4 protein-coding genes are annotated in these 3328 nt (G+C 63.3%); 1 reads left to right on the top strand and 3 read right to left on the bottom strand.

Annotated elements, in window-relative coordinates:
- The 3 genes from A5634_RS17330 to A5634_RS17340 form a co-directional block, all read right to left on the bottom strand.
- Positions 1–458: sulfotransferase (locus A5634_RS17330; RefSeq protein WP_253861698.1), on the bottom strand; the 458-nt coding region annotated here is incomplete at its 3' end.
- A 301-nt stretch (positions 459–759) separates the two neighbouring features.
- Positions 760–1542 carry a sulfotransferase family protein gene (locus tag A5634_RS17335; RefSeq protein WP_253861700.1) on the bottom strand — a complete coding sequence of 261 codons (783 nt, stop codon included), beginning with the start codon at positions 1540–1542 and terminating at the stop codon, positions 760–762.
- A 419-nt stretch (positions 1543–1961) separates the two neighbouring features.
- Positions 1962–2546 carry an LppP/LprE family lipoprotein gene (locus tag A5634_RS17340; RefSeq protein ID WP_081290497.1) on the bottom strand — a complete coding sequence of 195 codons (585 nt, stop codon included), beginning with the start codon at positions 2544–2546 and terminating at the stop codon, positions 1962–1964.
- 129 nt (positions 2547–2675) lie between these two features.
- Here A5634_RS17340 and A5634_RS17345 point away from each other — a divergent pair.
- Positions 2676–3328: PE family protein (locus A5634_RS17345; RefSeq protein WP_155769389.1), on the top strand; the 653-nt coding region annotated here is incomplete at its 3' end.

Here is a 3328-nt window from a genome sequence, read left to right on the forward strand (position 1 = left end):
CTGTAGTTGAAGATCGACGAAGGGCTAAAGACGTTGCGTTGAATCAGTCGTTCGAGGCTGTCCACCACCCACTGAAGTTCGCGCACACAGGCGATCACTTTCGCGTCTGGAAACAGCCGCGCAATCGCCGGCATCCACTGACACCAACCACGACTGGTATCGAAGACTACTTCGGCGGTGTTACCGGCGTAGAAATCATCGAACAACCCACGCAGGATGCGCTCGCGCTTGGCGTCGTCGATAAAGACCGAAAACTCGTTTCGCCCGCTCATTTCGCCTAAGAGCGCACCGAACAGTCCGGCTAGCGGACCCGACATCCCAGCCTCGAAGCGCGGGTTTTGCCGCAGCAACGCGGCCAGCAGGGTCGAACCCGAGCGCGGCAGACCCGAGATGAAATGCATGGCTACCATGCTCAGCCTCCGAGATACCGTCCGCATCAGGAAATTTCCAGCGGACATCTGATCATTGTGTCATTGCGAATACTAACGAAACACAGACGAGAATACCGACTGATCGCGGGATCAATCCTTCGCCATCAGAAGCGAAATTGCTGCGGTGGCTGGGACTTTCGTAGTGCCAAGCAGCCGCGTGCCTCCAGTGTCGACAGACGTGGGGGGAAGGCCTCGACAGCTCGGTGACCCACGAACTTGATTGAGACTATTTGAACTTCTGGTCAGAACGGCGGGTTTAAGCAGAACGGCCTTCAGCGTCGCTGCAAAATGGGGAGGGGCTGGCTTGTTTTAAGCTGCTGAACGAATCTCACACGACTTGCAGGTCGGCTGGAATCCGCTCTGGGTCACGCCAGAAAGCATCGCGCACAAAGCGATTAAACAAATCAGGGGGAAGTACGGTGTCACGTGGTTCGGCTTTGACCGCGGGGCGTACGGTGTGCAGACCCGGTGTCCCGGCACGCTCGTCGAACTCGGTGACGTCGTATTCGACGTGGCTGAAATCGTGTTCGAAGGCCGGTTCACCGATAAAGGTGTAGATGGCCTGCATCGCCTTGGCTGGGTCGGTAGTCAGGGTGTCATACTGCAGCAGTAATAGCCGATCCCGTTGTGCGCCATAGCAAGCCTGCTTAAGGGCATCGTAGGGTCCGCCGACCATGCCGTCTGTGGCCACTACCTGTTTGGCGCGGGTAAAGACCGTGCCGCCGGCGCTGTAGTTGAAAATCGACGAAGGACTGAAGACGTTGCGCTGAATCAGTCGTTCGAGGCTGTCCACCACCCACTGAAGGTCACGCACGCAGGCAATCACTTTCGCGTCCGGAAACAGCCGCGCAATCGCCGGCATCCACTGACACCAGTAGCGGTTAGTGTCGAAGACCACCTCGGCGGTGTTGCCGGCGTAGAAGTCGTTGAACAGCCCACGCAGGATGCGCTCGCGCTTGGCGTCGTCGATAAACACCGAAAACTCGTTGCGCCCGCTCATTTCGCCCAATAAGGCACCGAACAGCCCGGCCAGCGGACCCGACATCCCGGCCTGGAAGCGCGGGTTTTGCCGCAGTAACGCGGCCAGAAGTGTCGAACCCGAACGCGGCAAGCCTGAAATGAAATGAATGGCGGCTATGACACACCCCCCGCACGAATTTCTCGGGCCTCCCAGCCCCGCATGACGCAGCCATACTATCCGATCGAAGGTGGGCGTCCCCGCTCGCAGGAGCAAGTTCAATTGACCACCCCGTCAAGGCGATCCACTGATACCTGCTGCAATTAGACGGGCGGAAAGAACCCACATCGGACACCGGGCGACCCATTTCCGGAATCTGGCAAAATCAATGCCTGTGCAATTGAATGCCCCGGAGCGGTGATGACGGCGAGGGCGGCACGGCGGCCAACGCAGCACCGGTAACGTTGGCTCACCCACCCCAGCACTCGGGACTCGGCGGTACGCCGGGCAACTTGGCAACCGTCCCGTCGGCGTCCGGCGCCGGCAGCGGCGGAGCCGGTTCCCGATAAGGGCTAGCGCCCCGGAGTGTTGCCGATCAGCTCCACACCGGTGCCGTTCCAGCGGAACTTCACCACGCTACCTACTCCGAGAGCGTTGGGATAGGTCAGTGCGACGGTGTCGCCGGCGCTCTGTGCGGCGTCAATTCCGTTGAAACCGTAGGTGTCTGGGACTCCTTGCGGGATGTAGCTGCCACGGTGGAACAACACCGCCCGGGTGGTCGGATTGGTGTCGTTGGTGTTCGCCTTGATGATCACCGCGGACAACAGTGCGCACTCGTTGTAGTTGCCCGCCAAGGGCTCGGGGCTCCACGGCTGCTGGCTGCGCGGGTCGCGAGGCAACTCTGAGACCACCCGGGCGATCGTGGGCGAGGCCAGATTGACTGCGCAGGGATCCGGCGGCGGGGCGCTGGTGGGCGACTCCGCAGCCGCGGGCGGCGGGTTTGCGGGGGCAGCAGGGTTGGCCGTCGCCGACGGTTTGGTGGCTTGCGGTGTCTTGGCGACCGTGGAGTCCCCCGACCCGCATCCGGCCAAAATCGCGCTCATTGCCACGGCAGCGAGGACGGTCCGGGGCACGACGCGGCAGCGCAGTGACGTCATACCGGGCACCGTACCGGCGCTACAGAGCCGCCCTGGCTAGGGCATTCAATAAATCTTCGGGAAACCTTTCATCCGAACCCGATATTTCCTCTCTAGTCCGGTTGTGCACGTCGTCTCGAGGGGCTTTCGATGTCGTTTCTCACTGTGGTGCCTGAGGCGTTGGGTTTGGCCGTGCGAGAGTTGAGCGGGATAGGGTCAACGATCACCGCGGCAAACGTCCTCGCGGCCGGACAGACCACCAACCTAGTGGCCGCCGCCGAAGACGAAGTGTCGACGGCCCTGGCGGCGTTGTTCGGTTCGCACGCGCGCGGCTATCAGACCATCAGTGCGCACATCTCTGCCGTCCACGAACAGCTGGTGTCCGGCGTGCAAGCCGGCGCGGAATCCTACGCACTGGCCGAGGCCGCCAACACTTCGCCGTTACAGGCACTCCTCGACGTGGTCAACGCGCCCGCGATGGCGGCCGCCAATCGACCGCTGATCGGCAACGGAGCCAACGGCGCACCGGGGACCGGGGCCGATGGTGCGCCCGGCGGGATCTTGATCGGCAACGGCGGCGCCGGCGGCTCCGGAGGCGCCAACCACCTCGCCGGCGGCAACGGCGGGGCCGGGGGAATGTTCGGCAACGGCGGCGCTGGCGGCGCCGGCTACCTCTCCGGCACCGGCGGCAACGGCGGGGCGGCCGGGCTGTTCGGCAACGGCGGCGCCGGCGGGATGGGCGGCTTCAACACCGTGGGCGTCGCAGGCGCGGGCGGTCATGGCGGCACCGGGGGCATCTGGGG

It is taken from the genome of Mycobacterium asiaticum (genome assembly GCF_001673365.1).
Taxonomy (GTDB): Bacteria; Actinomycetota; Actinomycetes; order Mycobacteriales; family Mycobacteriaceae; genus Mycobacterium; species Mycobacterium asiaticum_A.